Below are 21,928 nucleotides of genomic sequence, written 5' to 3'. Positions count from 1 at the left end.
CATTATCCAAATATGAGAGAATGCGGAGGGAGCCATGAATAAGGTCGCCTTCATTACAGGTGTGACAGGACAAGACGGCATGTATTTAACCGAACTGCTGCTAGCTAAAGGTTACATTGTTCACGGTTTGAGACGGCGCAGCTCGCTGGCGAATACAGGGCGGATCGACCGTATTGTGGAGCAAGCGAATCGCGTAGAGCAGCGATTGCATTTGCATTATGGCGATTTGACGGATTCGACAAACTTGGTACGGCTGGTACAGGACATTCAGCCGGATGAAATTTATAATTTGGCGGCGATGAGCCATGTGCATGTCAGCTTTGATATGCCGGAATATACAGCAAATGCCGATGGCATCGGTACTTTGCGCCTGCTCGAAGCCATAAGGCTGCTTGGTCTGACCCATAAAACGAAAATTTATCAGGCGTCCACGTCAGAGCTGTACGGACTTGTGCAGGCGGTTCCACAAAGCGAGACGACACCGTTTTACCCCCGCAGCCCTTACGCGGTCGCCAAGCTGTATGGCTATTGGATTACGGTCAATTACCGGGAAGCATACGGCATGTATGCCTGTAACGGCATCTTGTTCAACCATGAAAGCCCGGTGCGCGGAGAAACGTTCGTCACGCGAAAAATAACCCGCGCTGTTGCCCGCATCGCCTCTGGCCTCCAGCAGACGCTGGAGCTGGGCAACTTGTCGGCCCAGCGTGACTGGGGCCATGCGAGGGATTATGTAGAAGCGATGTGGCGCATTCTGCAGCAAAACGAGCCGGAGGATTATGTCATTGCCACGGGGCAGACAACAGAAGTGCGTGAGTTTGTGCGGCTTGCTTTTGCCGAGGCAGGCATCGAGGTTGCTTTTACGGGCGAGGGAGCGGATGAGCTGGGCCATGTGGTCAGCTGCAAGCATCCTGAATACCAGCTTCCAGTTGGCCAATTGGTCGTCCAGGTTAACCCGCGATATTATCGCCCGACCGAGGTGGAGCTATTGCTTGGCGACCCGGGAAAAGCGCAGGCGAAGCTCGGCTGGACGCCAGCGAGCAGCCTTGCTGATCTCGTCAAGGATATGGTCGCCGCCGACTTGGAGGAGACGCAGCGCGTAGCAGATTTGCGCAAGCTGGGTTATGATGTGAGTTTGGATATGGAATAAAAGCATAAAGAAAAAAGCAAAAAGCAAAAAGCAAGCGGATGGGCGGAAAGGTCGCCTGTCCGCTTGTTTTGTATGGGCTGAAGCGATTTTAAAAGCTGGAACCGTTAGAGTTGAGGAATGATTCAGTCAAAAACATAGAAGTATTAGGATTTGGAGGAAAATGTTTTATTTTGTCGAATATCCATTTATATCAATGAAATAACACATGTTTCCAAGTGGTACTGGTAGTAGATCGACTACTGATGTATGGGGTTGAAATACAAATTGGTTAATAAAATGGCAACTTGAAAGTGTACAAAAAAGAAACCAACCTGGGAGGAGGCATACATGTGATTGGATATGATCGCTTGCGGGTAGAAGGCCCCTGCAAGCTGAAACATATCACGGATGTGGCGATGAGCTGGAAACCGGGCGAGCATGGGACGCTGCGAATTAGCGGAATGGTCGAGGAAGAGCTGCGGACGAATGCCACGCTGGAAGCGGTGTGGCAGGATACAATCGCGTTGTACGACGAAGAAGAAGGCGCGCGGAAGCCTCTGTTTAAGGGAGTCGTCACATCCGTGCAGACGGTGCATCGCAATGGGGTGTACACGGTCGAGATCGAGGCGGTATCGGGAAGTATCTATAGCGATCTGAAGAAGCGGAAGCGATCTTTTCAGGATACGAGCCAGACATATGGGGCCATTATGACCACCGTGCTTCGTGCATATTCAGGTGGGGATGTGCTGCTTCAACAGGGAGAGAAGGAAAAGCCATCCGAGCCTGTCCTTCAATATGAGGAAACGGATTGGGAGCTGATGAAACGTCTAGCGAGCCAGTTCCAGTCGGTTGTCGTCTGTGATATATTGGAAGAAACGCCGAAGCTGTTTATTGGGATGCCGGAGGGAAAAGAGCATAAGCTGCCTGATGGCGCATCGTATACGGTGAGCAAGGATTTGGCGGCTTTTCAAAAAGCAGGCGGAGAGGCAGCAGGCCTGCATGATACGGATTTTTTCGGCTATGAAATACAATCCAAGACGTTCTATCGCTTAGGCGACCGCTTTAAGATTCGAGGATATATTGAGCTAATCGTATCGTCGATGACGGCGCGTTTAGAGAAGGGTCAGCTCATCTACCACTACCGTCTGTCGCGGGAAGCGGGGATACGAGAGCAGCAGATCGTGAATACAAGACTGTCCGGTCTGACACTGCAAGGAGAAATTCTGGCGGTGAAGGGAGAGCAGGTGCAGGTGCATCTGGCCATTGACGATAAGCAGGACAAGGGAACAGCGCACTGGTACCGCTATGCCCCAGAGACGGGAAGCGCGATGTACAGTATGCCGCAGGTAGGGACGAAAGCGAATCTGTATCTGGCAGATGCAGGCGGTCAAGAAGCCATCGTCACTGGCGGCGTGCGAACAAACGGAGCGAGTGCGGAGAAGACGGCAGATCCGAATAACCGTTATTTTGGGACGGAGCATGGCAGTGAAATGAAGCTGTCCCCAACAGGAGTTGAGTTTACAGGCGGAAGCAAGGAGCCGCTGTTTTTGAAGCTGGACGATGCCGTAGGCATTATCTTGAGTAGTCCGCGCAAGCTGACGCTGACGGCGAAGGAAGAGATTTCGCTGCTCACACCGAAGCGTGTAGTTATTGGTGCACAAGCGTTACTGGTCGCAAAGAAGACAAGTGCGCCAAGCGGGATCACGCTGGAAGGCGAGTACAATCTCATGGGGGCGCAGATCCGAACGGAAGGAAAGGATCGGACGAGCTATGCGCCTTACGACGATGCGCCAGTAGAAGGCGAGCCACCTCCCCCACCGCCACCGCCGGAAAAGCCGCCATTCAGTTGGGGCAAACTAGCGAGGAATGTACTGGCGGGATTGGCTGTTGTTGCGGTAGTTGCTGTAGCGGCAGCGTTTACGGTAGCGACGCTGGGAGCGGGAGCAGTCGTTGTAGGTGCGGTGTTGGCTGGAGCGGCGATTGCAGGAACCGCCGCAGTCGTGAGCCAAGCCGTGTCCGATATTGCCCGTGGTGAGGTCAGCGATATGGGCACGTATGTTTCAACGGCCTTCCGAGAGACGGTCATTGGGGCGATATCTGGGGCGGTGTTTGGCCCGTTTGGAGCGATGGCGAATCTAGGTGGACGAATGGCATTTGGTGCGGTGCAGAATGGGTTTGAAAGCGTCATTCGTCAGACAATGGAAGGCAAGGGCTTTAGTTTTGGTGCACTGGCGCTGGATATGGGAATCGGCGGATTAACCGGTGGTATAATGGATTCACGTCTCACGAAGGCAATCGGTAACAAGATCGCTGGTGCGAAAATCGTGAAGACCTTAGGCAACGCATTTGGTGATTCGCTGAATAAAATGACGGGCTGGATTGGAAAGGCCGCAGATGTGGTTAAAGCGAAATTGATACGTGATGCATTGGATATCAAGGATGCAGCAGCTACTGGTTGGAAGAAGCTTCAGAATGCCTTGACGATTAAGAAGGTGGGGGATGATCTTGTTCCCGCAGGTCCTGGAGGAAATGTTAAACTTCATGATAGTCCTGATTCGATACCTTCAAGTCCGTCACAGCATCATAAGGATTTCTTTAGCGAATCTGAAGCGGGTAAGAAGGAATTAGCGGATCGTTTGAAGAATGAGGCTGAGGGGACGGGTAATACTCTCCCGAGTAGAGTGCCTGATCCAAACGCTGTTCCAAGAGGGAATCCGGCAAAGATAAGACCTCAAGACGATCAAGCAACTAAACGAGGGCGAACTAGAGAGAATGAAGCTGCTAAAATATTAGCGAAAAATGGTTATGACATTGAACAAAGTCCTAATATACCTAATACGGTTAAAAATCCTGATTTTCTTATCGAAAATAAAGTTTTTGATTGTTTTGCACCCGATAAAAATAAATCTCCTCGAAATATAGCATCTAAACTTAAAGAAAAGGTAGAAGATAACCAAGCCAGTAGGATTGTTTTGAATCTTGCAGATTGGGAAGGAGATATAAGTGCTTTGAAAAAGCAATTCGTGGATTACCCTGTAGAGGGATTAGAAGAAATAATCGTGATCTCAAAGGATGGTAAAGTGTTGAATTTTTACCCGTAAAATAAAATTAAAATGAATTTAGGAGGAACTATGGCTACGGAATACTCTCTAAAAATGGAAGATGACACACTAACACAAGAAATTCTTATCGATGAACTAGAATTATTGGGGTATTGTTGTGAAGATATAGTTAATCTAAAGAATGGTATTCAAATCGCCAATCTATTCAATGAATTAGGTTTTTATGTATTTTTAATGGCAACATCTGATTTATTGTATGGGTGGGAATCAGAGTTTTTAGAGAATGATTTTAAAAATTTAAAAAGATTGGATTTCAGATTAAACAATGAGTATGATACAGAACTAGCTGTTGTGAATATGTTTGCAATAATATTTAATATATTGAGTCATATTAACACGAATGTACTGTTGTTGTTAAATGATACAGAGATATTATATAGAAATAATGGAGAATATTATATTAATAATGAATTTGGTTACTGGGATAATGAGAACTATCATAGGTTCATTGAAAAACTAAATTATAAAAATCTAAAACCAATCAAATGAGAATTCACTGAGTCTTTGTGGTTCTATTGAGTCTGTAAAATAGTTTATGTAAACTCATTTACAGCATCCTTTCATAGACCCCAAATTTATTTGCTTAATAAAACCTAAAAACATTTTTTTATCCATAAATAAGATCAGTTGAGCGGCCTTAGTCCTGAATTTCATCGGACTGAGGCCGTTTAGTTTCGCCCGTAATCGTTCGTATTTGTAAAAGTTGATGTAAGTCATCAATGTCCTTTTTGCGGTCTACAAAGGAATGGTACTGGCTGGAGCAGCCTTTGCGGGTACCACTGCTGTTGTGAGCCAAGCAGTGTCCGATATTGCCCGCGGTGAGGTCAGCGATATGGGCACGTATGTTTCAACGGCCTTCCGAGAGACGGTCATTGGGGCGATATCTGGGGCGGTGTTTGGCCCGTTCGGACCGATGGCGAATCTAGGTGGACGTATGGCGTTTGGTGCAGTGTAGAGTGGGTTCGAGAGTGTCATTCGTCAGACGATGGAAGGCAAAGGCCATAGTTTTGGCACAATGGCGCTGGATATGGGAATTGGCGGTTTAACCGGTGGTATAATGGATTCACGTCTCAATAAAGCAATTGGTAGCAAGATTGCAAATGCGAAAATGGTTAAATCCTTGGGCAACGCATTTGGCAATTCGCTGAACAAAATGACGGGCTGGATTGGGAATGCCGCAGATGTGGTTAAAGCGAAATTGATACGTGATGTATTGGATATCAAGGATGCAGCAGCTACTGGTTGGAAGAAGCTTCAGAATGCTACTATGACGATTAAGAAGATGGGTGACAATCTTGTACCCGCGGTTAACATGGTACGAAGTAAATGATGGGTAAACGATACAACTTGTGCCATCAGAAATTAATAGCAAGTTCGGACATCTAGGTGGCGTAGGAGAGATAAACGCAGGAGCATTTAAGCCGGGTGGATTTACAAATAATTAGAAAGGAGCTTTCTCAAAGTGAAAATAAATGATGTGGTTTTCGGTGAACTTGAATATGATTATGTGTGGAGCAGGAATACTACCATTGAATTTTGTGGAACAGAAGCCAATATTGCTTTGATGGTAGACGGAGACGACAATGGTGAATTTAGTGAGAAACAGTATGCTTCGTATAATTCTTTAATAGAAAACTGGGGGCATCTTCAACAAAGTATTTTGCAACCGATATTAGATTATTATAAACAAAAACGGTTTGAGCTTGGATATGATGTTTCATACAATGAGATTTATCCATTAATTGAAGACATCGACGAACTTTTTGAAAATATTAGGCTAGTAGGGATTTATGTACCTTATGCAAGACGATTTGAAGCTAGATATATTGGACTAACGTTTGACTGTAAATGGGACATGGAAAATGGGGTTGGCATTCGTCTAATCGATGAAGAAGTCGCTAGGGTAGGATACCAAGATGTTGCCCTCTAGAGTTTTAGCAAGTTTTCTATCTATTGTAACTGCATGAATTTTACTTATATAAATATTTTTTGCAAACCAAATCCGGATGAATTATAATTTTCATGCTTTATTGATTTAATCAAAAACAACTAAAATTGAAAGGCATATTCCACTTAAATGAGAAGATGGAGTATGCTTTTTTTGTAACGGAAATGACCCTGAAAAGTGAGGTGAAATAAAACCACTCCATACGAGTTGGGGCAACTGCACTAACAGGATCGTATCAAGGAGATGAATAACCATGAACATGGAGAAATTTAAACATAATTCAACGCGACGTATAGCAGTTTCAAGAAAGAACTACTTATGAATCATAATCTTCTCAATCTTAAAGAGGTGAAACTCTAGACCTAAATGGTGGGAAATACCAGTGACGAATAAAGAAAACTTACTAAGGTACGAGCGAACCCAAGTAAACAAGCCGCTGTAGTATAAAAGGGTAGCCCCATACCCATCAGCCCGAATAAGCTTCCGTCCCCACCAATAGCGTGGAGCCGGAAGTTTATTGTCTTGGAGCAGCATAGATGAAGACTGGAAAGGGGGCCCAGCAATCAGCCGCTTTATAACAGGCTTTCCCGCAGGCAATCGCAAATGTAGGCGATGTCCTGTTCATTCAAGCCGCCGTAGGTCGGCACATTCAGTCCTTGCGCAGCAATGCGGTTTGCGACGGGGAATTCCTCGTTGCGCTGCATGCCTTGATACGGCGGAAGCACATGCATCGGATAAAAGAACGGCCGCGTTTCAATGCCGCGTTCTTTCAGGCGTTCCATGAAAGCGCCACGCTGCTCTTCGTTATAGCCGTTCAGCAGGATGCTAAACATCCAATAAACGTTTTTCGCCCATGGCTGCTCGGTAGGCAGCGTGAAGGCGCTGTTTCCTTCGAGCTGCTTGCGGTAAAGCGAGGCGACGCGTATGCGCTCGCCGACATGCCAGTCGATGTTTTCCATTTGCGCGCAGCCGACCGCCGCTTGCAAGTTCGTCAGGCGGTAGTTGTAGCCGATGACAGGAAACCAATATTTGCGGGCGGGATCGATGCCCTGTCCGCGCAAAAGCTGCATTTTGCGGGCAAGCTGCTCGTCATTGGTCGTAATCATGCCGCCTTCGCCGGTTGTAATGATTTTGTTGCCGAATAGGCTGAACGTTCCCGTATGGCCAAGCGAGCCGGTCCGCTTGCCCTTGTATTCTGCACCGGGCGCTTCCGCAGCGTCCTCCAGCACAAACAACCCATGCCGCTCCGCAATTGCCGAAATAGCATCCATATTGGCAGGATGCCCGTACAGATGGACGGGAATGATGCCCTTCGTCCTCGGAGTAATAAGTCCCTCCAGCAGCTCCGGGTCCATGTTCCACGTATCCGACTCGCTGTCAATGAAGACCGGAGTGGCTCCGCAATACGTGACGGCATTGGCTGTAGCGATAAACGTCAGCGTTGGGACGATGACCTCATCTCCCGGGCCTACCCCGTGAGCCAGCAGCGCCAAATGCAGAGCGGTTGTGCCATTGCTGCAGGAGACAGCAAATTTCGTCCCGCAATAGTTGGCGAAAGCTTCCTCGAACGTATGAATATATTTGCCTGTTGAGGAAATCCAGGTGGAATCCAGGCAATCCATCACGTATTTTTTCTCATTTCCATTAAAAATCGGAACGGCAACCGGATAAAATTTGTCGCCCAACATTATGCCTCCTCCGTGTTACGTTCGCTCATGGTTCAAAAGACGCTTCACTGTGGCGGGAACGCCGACGGCAAGCGTTTGGTCCGGAATATTCCGAATGACGGCGGCACCGGCACCAATCATACAGCCTGCGCCAATGCGAATGCCATCGATGACAACGGTGCCTGTTCCAAGAAAAGAGCCGTCGCCGACGGTTACGCCGCCGGACAGCGTGGTGCCAGGTGCCAGGTGGCAAGCCTCGCCAATGATGCAATCATGGTCAACTGTTGCAGCCGTGTTAATAATAGTGAGGGAGCCAATTCGGGCATCCGGCTGAATGATGCCTCCCGGCATAACCGCAATGCCATAGCCAAGCTTGGCGCTAGGAGCGATATAAGCTAACGGGCTTATGGCATTAATCAACTCAAAGCCGAGGCTTTGCACATGGCGGGCGAGCCGCAGCCGCGTCGCATTATCGCCAATCGCGATAAAAGCATGGCGTACGCCCTGCTCCAGCAGCAGAGGGAGCAGGGCATCATCGCCAAGCACAGGGACATTCAAGATCTGCCCGCCTTGCTCGCGGCCGATGCAGCCAATAACCTCATATGTCTGGCTGGTCCGAAAAATATCAACGACGACTTTGGCATGTCCGCCGGCTCCAACAACAATGGTACGATAAGGATTCGCTGAAACAGCATTCATGCCGTATAGGCTCCTTCAACTATAAAATGAGGGGGTGATGCAGCTACTCCCATCATATTCAAAGGCCGGAAAATTGCTTCACATGCAGCCGGGCAGTCGTCCATTTTTTCAAATATAGTTGAAATCCCTAGCAGGCGGGGGCATGTGCCGTTGCTATTTATCAGCGGGACAATACGCTATGGAGAAGGCAGAGCGATTGGAGGCGTGATATGAAACGCAAAAGAGCTCGTAAACAAGGAACAGCGAAGCGCGGCTCGCATAGCCGCATATCGCGAAGAAAACGCGGCAAGCAGGCGCGAGTTGGAAAAGTAGCAAGGACAGGAAGACGCAAAGGCAAGCGGGGCGGCAGGAAACTGCGCGGCTCGAAAAAAAGCAGGAATAGGCAGAAGGCAATCGAACAGATACAGCTTGCAGTCGAGCCGCCGGCACCGGTCGAGCCGCCTCCAGCACCAATAGATACGGAGCAGTTAAAAGCGAATAATGCGGCATTCCGGCACGGATTGCCCGCAGGGGCACCAATTGTAGAGCTGCTGCGCCGGGTATTCCGGTTGGGGGACGAAGATTTTATATGGGAGCTGTATCGTCAGGTACTCCAGCGCGAACCGGATATCGAAGGCTTCAACGGCCATCGCAGCCATTTGGCCCACGGTACGCCTCGGGCGGTTATTGCTGCGGCTCTTCTTCAGAGTGCAGAGGCGGAAGCTATTTTTTCCCGCGTGCCATCTGGAGAAGCGAATACGACTGCCCACCTGATTCAGCATTTGTTCCCCGCTGCGGATTTGGATTTTATTCATGGCATTCACGTGCAAATGCTCAATCGGGCACCGGATAGCAATAAAGTAGGACGATACACGACGGCCTTGAAGCAAGGACTGCTGCGGCGCGCATGGATAGCGAGCCTTGTCATGTCGAAGGAGTTCGGCCTGCTCATTGAAATGGCTTATTTGCCTCCGCTTGCAGCAAGTGCAGCCCGTGTAAACAGCCGTCAAATCGGTATGTTCCTTTGCTTTGGGGTGCAAATTGCGATGGATGGCGAAGGCATTGGCCGTTTCATCGTTCGTTTGTCGGAAGGTTTACTGGCGCTGGAGCATGAGTTCACACTTCATGTGGCGACAACGGAAGCAAATTATGCCGAGGCTGCGGCTGTTTATGCCCCGCTGCTCGCGGTTTATGGCAATCGCTTGAGGCTGCACCGTACAGACAGCATGGATACGGTGAATCGCAGCGTGCCTGCGGATATATGGATTGTGCCGTATGTAGGGATGGCGCTCGCGCAATATTTGGAAAAACCTTATATGGTTTGTCTGCATGATCTCGTATATTTGCATTTGCCTGAGCTGTACAGCGCGTATACCCAGCATTACCAATATATCCATTCTGTAGCGCAAAAGGTGACGGAAAAAGCGGCGAAGGTAGTCTTCGCTTCCGAGTTTACGCGCAATCATGAGGGGTTGGAGTTTCTTAAGCTGGCTGTCCATAAAACGGCTGTCGTGCGCTTTGCAGCGCCGCATGAGGAATATGCGGTTTTTCAAACGCATAGCGAGGAGAAGTTCCGCCATGCCTACAAGCTGGATGGTCCATATTTGACCTTCCCGTCGGTGGTAAGGCTGCATAAAAATCATGAAGGCCTCATCAAAGCCTTTTCGCTGTTCAAGCAGACGGAAGCAGGAAGAGCTTCTGGGATGAAGCTTGTTTTTACAGATGATCTTGGAAACCGCCCGCGGCAGCAGGAAATTTTGGCAGCGCTCAACGAAATTGCCGATCCCGTTATCCGCGGCTCAATTGTGTTTATGGGGCGCATAGCTTCGGCAGATTTGCCTTCCCTATACCGCTATGCCGCAGGCACAATCGTCCCGACGCTCTTCGAGGGAAGCTGCCCTTTTCCTATACTCGAGTCGCTGCTGATGAATACGCCAGTCGCCTTCGGAAGACTGGAAGTGGTGCAGGAGGTTATCAGTGACATGAGCCGCTTCGCAACCTTCCATCCGCATAATATCCAGGAGATGGCGGACGCTATCGCACGTCTGTCACTGGAGGGAAAAGAGGTTGTCCCACTTCAGCAGGCCGCACTTAGCGGCGCGTTGAACAGGAGATGGCTGGATGTCGCAGGAGATTATGCAAACGTCATTGATGAGGTGCAAGCAGCTGCCGATTAGCGCAGCTGCTTGCCATAATACCGCCAATACGTATCGCGAAAAACGTTCAAATAACGCTTTGCCACATCATCCCAGCTTTCAGCTGGATCATGAATGCCCGCTACGGCGGCATTTTTGTATTCATCATAATTTGCAGTCAAATCTTCAAGCGCTTGAACGATGGAATCGGGGCTATGGGGGTTGAACCAGGCGATTTTGGCACTATGCCGCGCCAGATGCTCGCGCATGACCGGAATGTCCGAGCAGAGCACCGGAGTACCGAGGCGAAGCGCTTCTTCGACAGGATAGCTCCCGCCACCTTCTGAAAGGCTGGGCATAATGAGCGCCCAGGCATTTTTAATGAGCGCGGGAATATCCTCATCCCCTACAAAGCCGAGCGGGTAAAGATCACGATTGACGACAAGGCCTGTTCGGCGAATGGTGGAAATGAGCGTTGGAATCCAGCTGTGCTGCGGTGTGCAATCCGGAAACGGCTGCCGCAGCGTTTCAGTTAAATAGCCGGTGAGCACTAGCGGGCATTTCGTGCGCCCCTTCCAGTGGGACAAGGCTTCGAGCAGATTGTTATGGTTTTTATGCGGCGAAGTATTGGATGGGTAGATGATGTATTTGGACGGAATGCGGGCAGCGGTGGCTGGAGAGACCTGGCTTGCATATTGTGCGGCAATCGGTGTAATGGCATGGGGCACAACAGTTGCCGATTGATTGCGGGCGCCGAAATGGGCAATGAGGCGATTTTTCACATGCTCCGAAGAAACGACGACGGACGTGACGTGGTCCAGCCATTTTTTCGATAAAATCCAGTGGCTCTTAAGCTGCTCCCCATCCGTAAATGGCGGTACATAATCGAACATCGTCGTATCGTGAAAGGTGCAGACGGTTGGACGGTCAAGCGCGTGATAGGGGTGGGTGTGCGGCCAGTAGTAATAGACGACGTCGATACCGGCGAGCAAATAGGAATTTTGGTCGGAATCGATGCTGTACTGGGTGGATACCATCTCAACCTTGCCTAATGCACGCAGTTCCGCCACGTTGCGTATGAGGGAATCGGGTGAGAGGACGAGCCTGATCTGCTCGACGTCCGGCTGCCTGGCCATAGCCGAAATTAAATTATGGAGCAGTCTCATCCCACCGCCGATGGAAAAATGGACAGACCATACAAGAATCCGCATTGTTATAAACCTCCTGCTGGCGACGATGCTGTCTCCTGCCTAATAGGAAGGATGCCAGCCGTTGCTCCGTGAAATATGATAAGTGTTGCGCTTGCGAATTCAATATATGTTGGCGCGAGGGCAGTTATTCGCAGCAGGAGCAATGTCCAGGCCCGCAGCGGGTCTAAATGCCTGCGAGCTTCAGCACATGTTCAAGCTTATTGATATTAACGACAATATTGTCTGTTCCAACGAAGGGCTTGGGCGGCTGCTCCACCTCGCATACGATTTCATAATAGTCTACGCCAGCATGTGCGCATAGCTTCCAGAAATAAGGGTCAACGAAGGTGGAAGGAGCAAGCTCAAAAAGAGCTGCGCCCGGCTCGCAAAAAGCGATGTTGATGCTGCCGCTCCCGAAGGGAGCCACAATATGCTGCGCTGACGAGAAAATCGCGATTTTCTCTGCGGTAGAGAGCGGTGTGAGGACGATTTCCCTGAAGCCCTTGCCTTTGAGAAAACGGAGAACCTCGTCCTCGTTGGCGACAAAGCGGGCCGCGGCATCCTTGCGGGTAATATAAAGACGCTCAAAGCCTTTTTTGGCTTTCACACGCCGGTCAGCTTTAAGCCGCTTGGCCATGAAATGCGATGCCCACGGCGGACATTTGCCGACCATCAGCGGCACCGCCGGCACGATTAGGCGGTCGGCGAGCAGATGGAAGTCTGCATCCTCGACCTGAATGCACTTATGGAGCGGAATGCCGAGCATGGCGAGCGATTCATAATGAAAGGGGTGAAACAGCTTGCCAATGACATATTTGTCAATTGGAATGCCGCTTTTCTCCAGCAAATGGAGCCTAGGCAGCAGGTCGAAAAACCAGTGTCCAAAAATGTTTTGCGTACACGCCTTAATATGCGGCATGTTCCAGCCCCAAATGAGCGTGGCGACCGTTCCCTTGAAATGCTGAGGCTCTGGCAGTTCCGAGAAATCAATGAGCGGACAGTCGAGCTCGACATCACGCAGCCGCTTATTGTCCGGCGTAACAACATAAGCATTGCTCGTCACCAGCCTTCCGCCAGGAATGGCCGCTACAAAAGCTTCGTCAAAGGCAGAAGTCGTCACCCAGCGGGGCTGATCGATGCCTTTGCCCGAAGGAAGCGTCAGCATTTCAGCTGGGTAAATGACTTGATAATAATAGGAAAGCAGATCGGGAGGGACAGCCGCTTGCTGCGCCCAATCTCTCGTTTTTTCATAAAACTGCTGAGGGATAGTGTAGATAGGGATCGCCTCCTTCAATCCTGATTATGCAGCGCGCTTGGCGTAGCGTATCGTTCTGCGCGCTGCATAATGCTAGAATTGCAAAATATGCTTCTATCTCTAACCGTAATGAGCGGCAAGCTCCTGCTGCCGCCCAATGATCGGCTGGAAGCTGGCTGGGCAGCCTTTAGGGAACAGAACACCTAAACCGTTGGAATGCTCGAAATGCAAATGAGGCATTGCCGAAAGCTCCGACCAAAGCCGATAAACACCAAAATCTGCGAGCCGAACAACGGTGTCATGAAATAAAATGATGCCGCCCTCCGCAAGCTTCGGAAGCCAAGTCGTGTAATCGTGCAGAACGGCTTCGTACACATGATAGCCGTCAATATGCAATAGCTGAATGGAACCGTCCGGAAAGGCAGCCAGCGCCTGGTCAAAGGTGCCGCGCAGCGGTGTTCCGATTCCGGGAAATTCACGAGCGCTTACAGCATTGACCGCAGCATACATCGAATCATCAAGCGAACCGTAAGCTCCGGTATGGGCATCGCCCATCCATGTATCCACCGCATAACATGCGCTTTTCAACTGAGCATCCTTAATTGCTTGGCAAAAGCTGAAATAGGATGTGCCGTACAGCGTACCTAGCTCCACAATTAGGCTTGGGCGTGCAAAACGGACAAGATCATAAGCAAATTTTCGATGCCCGGACCAAGCTCCGCCTGCAATAAAGCTTGCGGGAAGCTCAGGTGCTGCATCTGCAATAAATTTCGGGTTGTGAAACGTCCAGTCCATAACATCCCCCTGCCTTGCAAAATAGAAGCATAACTACACTATCCTATGTGCAGCTTGCCAGATAGGATAGGGCAGTTGCGCCAAGTCAAAGCGCACATTTCTCCTCTTTATAGACGTACAGCCGCCGTTGCGCGCGCTTTTCCCCTACATACAATGACAACATAAACGAATATATCCGAATGGATGCGAGGTGGAATAGGTTGAGAAGCCGCAGTAGAAAAAGCGGCCGTGCGGGAAGAAGAACCCCGCGCAGCTCACAAGGCGGCATTCGCCGCCGCACGGCCAGACGTCCGGCGGTCCGCAGGCGCAGACAGCGCAGGGGTCAGGCGCAGCGCGGGGGGGCGCTGCAGCCTGCGATCATCCGAGGAATGTGTGCAAAAGCACGAAACGGCGGGCTCGCAGCGGGCTTAACGACGAGACAGGAGCCTGAGCCAGCCGATGAGCAGCAGCATCTGCAGCGGTTATGGCATAGCTACTGCCTTGCGGCGGGCGGAGCAGCTTCTAAATCAGCATATTTGGCCTGTATGAAGGCCTTCATAGAGGGATATTTTGCCGCTACGGGAAGCCCGGCGCCAAATTGGGTGCTGCTGCCGACTAATCGGACGGTGGCGGCGGTCGTGATGGCGATGAATGAAGAGGAATCCATGGCTTCGATGATTCGACAATTGGAGAGGCTTCCTCTACATGAAATCGTCGTCGTCGTGAACGGCTCGACCGACATGACGGCGAGCAAAGTTCGGGAGAGCGGCAAAGCTGTACTCATTCATTACGCTGGAGCACTCGGTCATGATGTGGGACGGGCGGTGGGCGCAAGAACAACGGTTTCGGATATCGTATTGTTCGTCGATGCGGATATTCCGGTTGCTGCGGAGCAATTGCTGCCTTTTATTGAAGCAGTCGCTGGAGGGACGGATATGGTGCTCAATAATTTATCATCTTATATGGGAAATTTTTCGGGAAGAGATGAAGTTATGATGCTGAAGGAGTTCATTAACCGCTCGGTGAACCGGTCCGATCTTACGGTTAATTCCTTGACTGCCGTTCCGCATGCGCTCTCCCGCAAAGCGATTGAGGCGATTGGAGCAGCGCATCTGGCCGTTCCGCCGAAGGCGCAGGCGATTGCGCTCCGATATGGCCTCAAGGTAGGTACAGCGAGCATGGTGGATGTCATTCGACATAATCGGCTGCGTCCGGGAAATGTAGGCATGGGCAACCAGGTAGCGAGGCTTATTGTAGGCGACCATCTGGAAGCACTGGCGTGGATGATGAACGCGGGAAATGCCCGCCTGCAATATACGGACGGAGTAAGGGATCGCAGAAGTGCTGGCGGAGGAGGGGAATAGATGCTGACCAGTATTATTATTCCAACCTACAACCGCTTGCCGCTGCTGCAGGAGGCGATTTATTCCATTCGCAGCAGTACACCGGAAGCTTATGAGCTGATCGTTGTGGATAATGGCTCAACGGATGGCACAATCGAATTTTTACGTGAGCAGCATATTACATTTGTCGGCTTGCCGAGCAATCAGGGCTTTCCCGCCGCCTGTAATTGGGGGCTGCGTCTGGCCCGCGGGGAGCAACTGCTGCTGCTGAACAATGACGTGCTAGTGGCGCCTGGTTGGCTTGGCAAGCTGAGGCAAGCTTTATGCAGCAGCAAGCAGGTCGGCATCGCGGGGCCGATGTCCAACTTTGTAAGCGGCAGGCAGCAAATCGAAATGCGCGGCAATTATACGGAGATGGCGGAGCAGCTTGGCACAGAGGCGGCAGGCAATTATGAGGAGGTCAACCGATTGGTTGGCTTTTGCCTGTTGTTTTCACGGGAGCTGATGGACCGAATTGGTCTGCTGGATGAGCGTTTCTCGCCAGGCCATTATGAGGATGATGACTATTGCTATCGTGCGCGGCAAGCAGGCTACCGACTGCTGATGGTTAAGGATACATTCGTTTATCATCATGGCAGTGCAAGCTTTAAACAGGAGGGCGAGGATGCGGTAGAGCGTCTGCTTGCCCGCAATCGGATGCTGTTTTCAGACAAATGGGGCGTGGATCCGCAGCAGTTTATTTAAAATATAAAGAAAGGATATCGTAACGCTATCCTTTCTTTATATTTCTCGGAATGAAACGCGCTGCGCCCCCAAAGGCCGGCGACAGCCGTTTCACCTTGACCAAATCCAAATTTTGCACCAAAGCAGGAGGTGTTCAGCATGAAAACAGCGAGAAGGCGCAAAGCCTCCAGCATTCCGATTAAGCGGCGGAAGAGGCGTGCCGTTTCAAAGAGGAAAAATCGCTCGGCAAAGCCCGACAAGCCGCAGGCGGCTAAGGCACCCTATCAGGATGGTTATCAAATCGGTCATCAGGAAGGCTACAGCAAAGGCTATGAAGATGGAAGCAAGCAGGCAGAGGAAGAAAAGACAGACCACTCGCACGGCTGGGAGCTCGCTGAGAAGGCTGGCTACGAGAAAGGGCTGAAAATCGGACGCTACGAGGGCGGCGATGCCATCATCGACGAGCAGCTGTCGGAAACTCATGTGCTTCCAGATACATCCGTAGCACAGGTAATCGCATCGGGCATCGCTGCGCTAGGAGAACGCATCATCCACCTTTTGACTGCTGAGCAGGTGGCAGGGCGATTGCTGGAAGCGCTGGAGCAGCGCAAGCCGCTATCTGTCGTGCGTCTTGGTGATGGTGAGCTGTTGACGCTGGCACAGGAGAGTGTGCTGCCGACTGAACAGATTCGCCAGGAGGGCGGGTTTTTAGAGTATGCCGGAGTGAAGGTGCCGGACATTGCTGCACGCGACCGCTTGCTGGCAGCGGTAAAGCGGGCTGACATTGTAGGCATTCCAAAGCTGCGGCAGCCGAACTACCAACGGCTGGCCACGGACGTTTTTCAATCGTATGGCATTGACTTTCGCAGCAAAGTGCTGACAGATTCGCTCGTCAATTATCGTTTGTATCAGGACGGTCATTTGTCCCGCCTGATGAAAGGACGAAAAGTGCTTGTTGTTGGGAATTTGGCGCAGCCGCTCGCCGAAGTGCTCGCTGAGAGCGGCGTGGCGGTTGCAGGAGCTGTTGCGCAGGTTCAAGGAATCCATGATGTGGACCGGGTGATGGGGGAGATCAGAGGGCAAAACTTTGATCTGGCGTTAGTGTCAGCGGGCATTGCGGCTGTAATCCTTGCGGATGCGATAGCAGCAGAAATGGGCAAGGCTGCGCTTGATTTCGGCCATATGGCTAATGCAATCATCAAAGGGGAGGCGCCATTGCAGGCTTAAATCGGTGGCAGCAGCGTTAATCAGACTCTTTCTCCTCATAATTAAGCCGGTGAAGCGAAACTCCACCGTAAAGCTCTTTCTTAAAGCGATCTTATGTAAACCGTCCCGTGAGGGACGGTTGTTTTGCTGTAATGGACGCAGCAGCTTAGGAAGGGATAGTGCCAATTGTAGCAGTAAGCGACGAGTAAGTGATGTCAGCTGTAGTACCTGCCGCGATGACGACGCCCGATACTGTAACTTGCAGTTCGTACGTGTGACTGCCAGCAGCCAGACCGCCGTTGAAGTAAGTGATCGGAATCGCTCTTTCTAAAGAGAACAATCCGAGCAATGTGATTGCAAGCAAGTCGGTGCTTACTACTGTAGCTACAGTGACGCTATCTTGCAGCAGGTCTACAGTAATGGTCGGGTTGAGCGCTACAACCAGAAGAGCAGTAAAGTTAAGGGATACATTAACGGTACCTTCAATAATCACCTGGTTGGAAGTGGCCGTTACCGGAACAATCAGAGTTGCAGCAGTGACAGCTGTAGCAGCAGCTGGGATAGCAGTCGGAACAGCACCTTGGATACCTACAACATGAGAACCGGGACCAGCAGGTCCAGTTGCGCCTGTTAGACCAGTCGCACCAGTAGGTCCTGTTGGTCCGGTAGGGCCAGTAGGGCCAGTCGCACCAGTAAGTCCTGTAAGGCCAGTTAAACCAGTTAATCCAGTTTCACCCATAATTGATTCATCTCCTTTCAATCATATATCACATCATATGTTGATAGAGCGTAATAGCAACGGTATTTGTCCAAGAATAATCGTATATTTTACAAAATGATAGATTCTAAAGTCTGACTCAAGCGATCCGATCAGTCTTCTCCTGGCAAATGCAATAAAGGCGGCGATAAATGCCCGATTTGCGGCAAGGGCAGGCAATTCGTCCACTATGAAAGCTCTAGCAAAGCATACGATGTTGAAGAGACGATACTATACTTTCGGCACCGGCTATGGTAGGAAGGAGCTGCACATTGGCTACACGCACATGTATAATAGAAAGCCATTTATTTTGGGGTGAACCGGCATGAAGGCGGTTATTATGGCAGGGGGAAAAGGGACGCGCTTTTGGCCGAGAAGCACGACGGCAAAGCCGAAGCAGTTCCTTTCCTTAACATCCGGCGAGGCAACCATGCTGCAGGAAACGTACAGCCGTTTTCGCAGCTGCTTGCCGGAGGAGGATGTTTATGTAGCAGTAAGCCGCAACTATTTGCCGCTTGTTCGGGAGCAGCTGCCGCAGCTTAGCGAGGAACAGCTCATTATTGAGCCGGAGCAGCGGGATACAGCGCCTTGCATTGCGCTGACGGCGAGTTTTTTTCAGAAACGGGGATTAAATGAAGTCATTGTAACGGCTCCTTCGGATCAATACATTCCAGATGCTGCCGAACTGATGGAGGCGCTGCGGGCAGCGGAACAGGCAGCTCGGGATGAAGGCGTTGTCGTAACGATGGGGATTGTGCCAACAAGAGCAGAGACGGGATACGGCTATATTGAAGCGGGTGAGCATGAAGATGGCAAATATGGGCCAGGCATTAAGACGGTAAAAGCCTTTATCGAGAAGCCGACGCTCTCGCGGGCGGAGGAACTGATCGCGATACCGAATATGTACTGGAACAGCGGTATTTTTATATGGAAGCCGTCGACTATTGCAGGTTACATGCAGCTTTACCAGCCAGATATGTGGCGTGTTTTTGAACTTGAAGGAGAGCAGCTTGCAAAAGCTTATGTGCAGCTGCCGAAGCAATCTATCGATTATGCACTGATAGAAAAGCTGGAACGACTGTATACGCTGCCGATTGCTTTTACATGGGACGATGTTGGCGTGTGGACGTCGCTTGAACGCATATTCGGGGCGGATGCTGATGGGAATATTTTGCTCGGGAAAATCTATCCGACGGGCACGAGCAATAGCATTGTTTACGCGGAGGGGCAGCGGGTGCTAGTCATTGGCGTTGATAATCTGATCGTCGTATCGACGGACGAAGGACTGCTGATTTGTCATAAAACACAGGAGCAGGCGGTTAAACATGCGATAGCCGCGATGGATGCTGAGCGAGAGGGAGGCATGCCGTGAAAGCATTGATTACAGGCATAACCGGCTTTGCCGGAAGCCATTTGGCAGAGTATTTGCTGGCGCATCAAATGGAAGTGTCCGGCACCGTAAGAAAGACCAGCAGTATTAAGCATATCGCTCATTTGCTGCCCGCTGTGAGGCTGTATGAATGCGAGCTGACTAATGAAGCCGATGTGGAAAAAATGATAGCGGACGTTAGGCCGGACATGATTTTTCATCTGGCAGCGCAAAGCTTCGTGCCAAAGTCTTGGGAATCGCCGCTTGCGACGATCTACAACAATATTGCCGGGCAAATTCATTTGCTGGAAGCTGTACGAAAGGCAGGAATCAACTGCAAGCTGCTGCTCGCCTGCTCTAGTGAGGAATATGGCCAGGTAGACACGCAGGATATTCCGATTAAGGAAACGACGCCGCTGCGTCCTCTCAGTCCCTATGCTGTCAGCAAAATTACACAAAATTATTTAGGCTACCAATATTATCGCAGCTATGGGATGCATATTGTATGCATGCGAACTTTCAATCATACGGGACCGCGGCGCGGCGAGCAGTTCGTAACCTCCAACTTTGCGAAGCAAATCGTCGAAATCGAACGGGGACTGAAGCCGCCCGTTCTATATGTGGGCAATTTGGAGGCAAAGCGCGACTTTACCGATGTGCGCGATGTTGTGCGAGCGTACCACTTGGCTATTGAAAAATGCGAGCCTGGAGAAGTATACAATATTGCATCGGGAAGCTCGCGGGCGATTGGCGAGATGCTGCAGACGCTGGTCGGCCTTAGCAGCAGCACCATTTCGATTCAGGAAGACCCGGCGCGGCTGCGGCCTGCGGATGTGCCCGAGCTAGTCGGCGATTATTCTAAATTTCATCATCGTACGGGCTGGCGTCCGGAGATTCCTTTTGAGCAGACGATGCAGGATTTGTTAAGCTACTGGCGGGCGGAATTAGGTTAGGCTGCATGTAGAATGACCACGTCTGTGGGGAACAGCATAGCTTGGAGTACTTTTTGGCTAATACCCTCTAGACGGAAAATCGGACGGCGGCTTTATCGTTGTCTGATAAAGGTGTAGAGGGTGTTTTTACGTTGCTATTATGTAATTGCTAAGCAGGCGTGGTGGAGAACTGAGCATAAGCTGGAAAAAGCAAACTGCCCCAGCATTTACGCCAGAGGCAGTCCGTGTCTCGTGTGATTTTAAAGTTAGAGAAGCGTAAGCTCGGTCAGGCGTGCGCGGATCATGCCGCCAACCGCCTGCGGCGAAAAGGACGTATGAATCGTATGCTGCCCTTGCGCTGCAATGGCTTCGCGCCACTCCGGCTCTTGAATAAGCCTTTGCATATAAAAGGCGGCATGATGCACATCGGGTTCAGCCCAAGTCTGATATCCCTGATACGGTCCCCAATCGGTGCCGACTTGCACCAGCTCGTAATTGACGGGACAGGAATTGGTCTCGTTCATAAAGTCGGTATTGCCGGACCAGTTCGTGCCAATGACCGGTTTCCCCAAATACATCGCTTCTGCGAGGCCCAGTCCAAAGCCTTCAGCGCGATGCAGCGAGACGAAACAATCCGTGACACTCAGCAGCGAGTTGACTTCCAGGCGGGAGAAAATACGATCAATAATAAAAATATTGCTGTGCTCGGCAGCGAGCTGATGCAGCGGTTCTATATCCTCCGGGCGGAAATTCGTATTGTTGACCTTGAGTACGAGTCCGACCGTTGGATCATTTTTCGGAAAAGCGAGCCGGAACGCTTCTATAACAGCTTGCGGATTTTTGCGATGCGTATAGCTTTGTACATCGTACATCATCGTGAATAGGAAGCGATCGGTTGGCAGTCCAAGTGATTCCCTCGTAACCTCAGGAGAAGTCTCAACCTCCACGCCATGAGGGATGATGACGACAGGAACAGGTGATTTCTGCACGACCGAATCAAGCACGAAGCGGCTGGATACCCACACCTCCTGCACCAGCTTGAACGCTGGAACGAACTTTTCTGGAAAATCAGGGAGCTCCCAGTGCCAGTAGCCAATATTGTAGCGGTTGTGGAACAGGCTGCGTCCAAAATGGTCCATAGCCGGCGCCATATAATCCGCATTCATATGAAACAGGTTCGTGTTAAAGGGGCGGTCTTCTGTTTTTTTATGCTCCCAGCTCATATCCGACATCCGGGTAGCGACTTGAAGCGGGAAGTTTAAAATGCCAAAAGGAATCTCGGCTCGCTCAATCGCTCTTGCCGCAAGTCTGGCCGATTCGCCAATGCCCATTTCCGCATGAATAAAGCCGACAAGATTTATGCCCTGTGCGGTCCAAGGCTGCGGATCAATTACCTCTTCGGCAGATGGGTGATCCTCTGCTTGACGGGTCTGTTTGACGTGCTGCGATAGGCTGGAGGAGGCGCGATTTTTTGTTTTTCGAAGGCCGCCGTTATTTTTCTTTCTGCGTTCGGCCCGCCGCTTGGCCCGCGGTTTGATAGCTTTGCGTTTACGGCGTTTGGCCAGAAGCGATTTTGTGGAAGAACTGTGCTGCTTGCGTTTGGCGGACGTTTGATGTCGCTTGCGCTTAAGTGATTTGGCCACTTGTTTCCTTCCTTTCTCGTCATTTGCATGTGGAGAAATCGTTAGCGGATACGCGCT

The 21,928-nt window shown here is 50.7% G+C and carries 20 protein-coding genes and 1 pseudogene; 13 read left to right on the top strand and 8 right to left on the bottom strand.

What is annotated here, in order from left to right; translation table 11 throughout:
- Nucleotides 1-34 precede the first annotated feature (34 nt).
- The 3 genes from gmd (at nt 35) to AC50Y5_RS24000 (ending at nt 4,740) form a co-directional block, all read left to right on the top strand.
- Nucleotides 35-1,150 (top strand): GDP-mannose 4,6-dehydratase, encoded by a 1,116-nt coding sequence (gene gmd, locus AC50Y5_RS24010; protein WP_494863992.1) that lies wholly within the window; start codon nt 35-37, stop codon nt 1,148-1,150.
- Between the two features lie 329 nt (nt 1,151-1,479).
- On the top strand, nt 1,480-4,230 hold the full coding sequence (locus tag AC50Y5_RS24005; protein ID WP_494863991.1) for a CdiA C-terminal domain-containing protein: 2,751 nt from the start codon (nt 1,480-1,482) through the stop codon (nt 4,228-4,230).
- 30 nt (nt 4,231-4,260) lie between these two features.
- Nucleotides 4,261-4,740 (top strand): SitI3 family protein, encoded by a 480-nt coding sequence (locus tag AC50Y5_RS24000; RefSeq protein ID WP_494863990.1) that lies wholly within the window; start codon nt 4,261-4,263, stop codon nt 4,738-4,740.
- A 54-nt stretch (nt 4,741-4,794) separates the two neighbouring features.
- On the opposite strand, the gene AC50Y5_RS23995 is transcribed toward AC50Y5_RS24000, so the two are convergent.
- Nucleotides 4,795-4,968, bottom strand: coding sequence for a hypothetical protein (locus tag AC50Y5_RS23995; protein ID WP_494863989.1), 174 nt, complete (start codon nt 4,966-4,968; stop codon nt 4,795-4,797).
- 28 nt (nt 4,969-4,996) lie between these two features.
- Between AC50Y5_RS23995 and AC50Y5_RS23990 the strand changes: the two genes are divergently transcribed.
- The 4 genes and pseudogenes from AC50Y5_RS23990 (at nt 4,997) to AC50Y5_RS23975 (ending at nt 6,181) form a co-directional block, all read left to right on the top strand.
- The gene (locus AC50Y5_RS23990) at nt 4,997-5,206 is read left to right on the top strand and encodes a hypothetical protein (protein ID WP_494863988.1); all 210 of its coding nucleotides are present in this window, start codon (nt 4,997-4,999) and stop codon (nt 5,204-5,206) included.
- A 30-nt stretch (nt 5,207-5,236) separates the two neighbouring features.
- A complete protein-coding gene (locus AC50Y5_RS23985; protein WP_056038416.1) occupies nt 5,237-5,581 on the top strand; it encodes a hypothetical protein in 345 nt (114 codons plus the stop codon).
- A pseudogene (locus AC50Y5_RS23980) lies at nt 5,556-5,696 on the top strand (HNH endonuclease); the annotation flags it as partial. The gene AC50Y5_RS23985 and the pseudogene AC50Y5_RS23980, both read left to right, overlap by 26 nt.
- A 17-nt stretch (nt 5,697-5,713) precedes the next feature.
- Nucleotides 5,714-6,181 carry a DUF6985 domain-containing protein gene (locus tag AC50Y5_RS23975; protein WP_494863987.1) on the top strand — a complete coding sequence of 156 codons (468 nt, stop codon included), beginning with the start codon at nt 5,714-5,716 and terminating at the stop codon, nt 6,179-6,181.
- A gap of 590 nt (nt 6,182-6,771) precedes the next feature.
- Here the strand turns inward: AC50Y5_RS23975 and AC50Y5_RS23970 are convergent.
- Entirely contained in the window at nt 6,772-7,887 is a 1,116-nt protein-coding gene (locus AC50Y5_RS23970; RefSeq protein ID WP_056038409.1) for a DegT/DnrJ/EryC1/StrS family aminotransferase, read from the bottom strand.
- A gap of 15 nt (nt 7,888-7,902) precedes the next feature.
- Nucleotides 7,903-8,565, bottom strand: a complete 663-nt coding sequence (locus AC50Y5_RS23965; protein ID WP_494863986.1) for an acetyltransferase — start codon at nt 8,563-8,565, stop codon at nt 7,903-7,905.
- 209 nt (nt 8,566-8,774) lie between these two features.
- Between AC50Y5_RS23965 and AC50Y5_RS23960 the strand changes: the two genes are divergently transcribed.
- On the top strand, nt 8,775-10,721 hold the full coding sequence (locus tag AC50Y5_RS23960; RefSeq protein WP_494863985.1) for a DUF4214 domain-containing protein: 1,947 nt from the start codon (nt 8,775-8,777) through the stop codon (nt 10,719-10,721).
- Here AC50Y5_RS23960 and AC50Y5_RS23955 read toward each other — a convergent pair.
- The 3 genes from AC50Y5_RS23955 to AC50Y5_RS23945 all read right to left on the bottom strand — a co-directional run bounded on the left by AC50Y5_RS23955 (nt 10,718) and on the right by AC50Y5_RS23945 (nt 13,919).
- Entirely contained in the window at nt 10,718-11,890 is a 1,173-nt protein-coding gene (locus AC50Y5_RS23955; RefSeq protein WP_494863984.1) for a glycosyltransferase family 4 protein, read from the bottom strand. The genes AC50Y5_RS23960 and AC50Y5_RS23955 overlap by 4 nt on opposite strands.
- 163 nt (nt 11,891-12,053) lie before the next feature.
- Nucleotides 12,054-13,163 carry a glycosyltransferase family 61 protein gene (locus AC50Y5_RS23950; RefSeq protein WP_327204931.1) on the bottom strand — a complete coding sequence of 370 codons (1,110 nt, stop codon included), beginning with the start codon at nt 13,161-13,163 and terminating at the stop codon, nt 12,054-12,056.
- An 81-nt stretch (nt 13,164-13,244) separates the two neighbouring features.
- On the bottom strand, nt 13,245-13,919 hold the full coding sequence (locus AC50Y5_RS23945; protein WP_494863983.1) for a class I SAM-dependent methyltransferase: 675 nt from the start codon (nt 13,917-13,919) through the stop codon (nt 13,245-13,247).
- A 200-nt stretch (nt 13,920-14,119) separates the two neighbouring features.
- On the opposite strand from AC50Y5_RS23945, the gene AC50Y5_RS23940 reads away from it, so the two are divergent.
- From AC50Y5_RS23940 to AC50Y5_RS23930, 3 genes are all read left to right on the top strand, one after another.
- Complete coding sequence (locus AC50Y5_RS23940) at nt 14,120-15,262, top strand: glycosyltransferase (protein WP_494863982.1); 1,143 nt, start codon at nt 14,120-14,122, stop codon at nt 15,260-15,262.
- Nucleotides 15,263-15,985: a glycosyltransferase family 2 protein gene (locus AC50Y5_RS23935; protein ID WP_056038392.1), complete on the top strand. Its 723-nt coding sequence runs from the start codon at nt 15,263-15,265 to the stop codon at nt 15,983-15,985. It abuts the gene before it with no gap.
- Nucleotides 15,986-16,123: 138 nt separating this feature from the next.
- Entirely contained in the window at nt 16,124-17,191 is a 1,068-nt protein-coding gene (locus tag AC50Y5_RS23930; protein ID WP_063892608.1) for a GT-D fold domain-containing protein, read from the top strand.
- A gap of 145 nt (nt 17,192-17,336) precedes the next feature.
- On the opposite strand, the gene AC50Y5_RS23925 is transcribed toward AC50Y5_RS23930, so the two are convergent.
- Nucleotides 17,337-17,909, bottom strand: a complete 573-nt coding sequence (locus AC50Y5_RS23925) for a hypothetical protein (protein ID WP_056038390.1) — start codon at nt 17,907-17,909, stop codon at nt 17,337-17,339.
- Between the two features lie 343 nt (nt 17,910-18,252).
- On the opposite strand from AC50Y5_RS23925, the gene AC50Y5_RS23920 reads away from it, so the two are divergent.
- On the top strand, nt 18,253-19,299 hold the full coding sequence (locus tag AC50Y5_RS23920) for a mannose-1-phosphate guanylyltransferase (protein ID WP_056038387.1): 1,047 nt from the start codon (nt 18,253-18,255) through the stop codon (nt 19,297-19,299).
- A complete protein-coding gene (locus tag AC50Y5_RS23915) occupies nt 19,296-20,249 on the top strand; it encodes a GDP-mannose 4,6-dehydratase (protein ID WP_056038383.1) in 954 nt (317 codons plus the stop codon). Before AC50Y5_RS23920 ends, AC50Y5_RS23915 begins: the two co-directional genes overlap by 4 nt.
- A 245-nt stretch (nt 20,250-20,494) precedes the next feature.
- On the opposite strand, the gene AC50Y5_RS23910 is transcribed toward AC50Y5_RS23915, so the two are convergent.
- Nucleotides 20,495-21,871, bottom strand: coding sequence for a glycosyltransferase family 4 protein (locus tag AC50Y5_RS23910; protein WP_494863981.1), 1,377 nt, complete (start codon nt 21,869-21,871; stop codon nt 20,495-20,497).
- Between the last annotated feature and the right edge of the window lie 57 nt (nt 21,872-21,928).

It is taken from the genome of Paenibacillus sp. JT22N7 (assembly GCF_059383875.1).
Note: the sequence above shows the minus strand (reverse complement) of the source record. Positions and strands in the feature narration are given on the sequence as shown.